This is a genomic window from Pseudomonas sp. K5002 (assembly GCF_013386655.1).
GTDB lineage: Bacteria > Pseudomonadota > Gammaproteobacteria > Pseudomonadales > Pseudomonadaceae > Aquipseudomonas.
The window spans coordinates 1-595 of the sequence record NZ_JACARK010000268.1 but is presented as its reverse complement, the minus strand read 5'-3'; the positions used below and the strand labels follow the sequence as shown (position 1 = coordinate 595).

The window sequence follows — 595 nt, the reverse complement described above, 5'->3', positions numbered from 1 at the left end:
GCGCTTCGGGCATGGACGCGATCGGCACGGCCTTCCGCGCCATCGCCAGCGGCGAGATGGAACTGGCGATTGCCGGTGGCGTCGAGTCGATGTCCCGCGCGCCGTTCGTGATGGGCAAGGCCGATGCGGCGTTCTCGCGCAACATGAAGCTGGAAGACACCACCATCGGCTGGCGCTTTATCAATCCGTTGATGAAGGCCCAGTACGGCGTCGACCCGATGCCGCAAACCGCTGACAACGTGGCCGACGACTATAAAATCTCCCGCGCCGACCAGGACGCCTTCGCCCTGCGCAGCCAACAACGTACTGCCGCTGCACAGGCCGCCGGTTTCTTCGCCGAAGAAATCGTACCGGTGCGTGTCGCCCACAAAAAAGGCGAAACCGTGGTCGAGCACGACGAGCATCCACGGGCCGATACCACCCTGGAAGCCCTGGCCAAACTCAAGCCGGTCAATGGTCCGGAAAAGACCGTCACCGCAGGCAACGCCTCTGGTGTGAACGATGGTGCCGCCGCGCTGATTCTGGCCTCTGCTGAAGCCGTCAAAAAACACGGCCTGACCGCCCGCGCCCGGGTGCTGGGCATGGCCAGCGCCGG

1 protein-coding gene is annotated in these 595 nt (G+C 64.5%); it reads left to right on the top strand.

What is annotated here, in order from left to right:
* On the top strand, positions 1-595 hold a 595-nt coding region (locus HX846_RS13970), incomplete at both ends, for a beta-ketoacyl synthase N-terminal-like domain-containing protein (protein ID WP_306173117.1).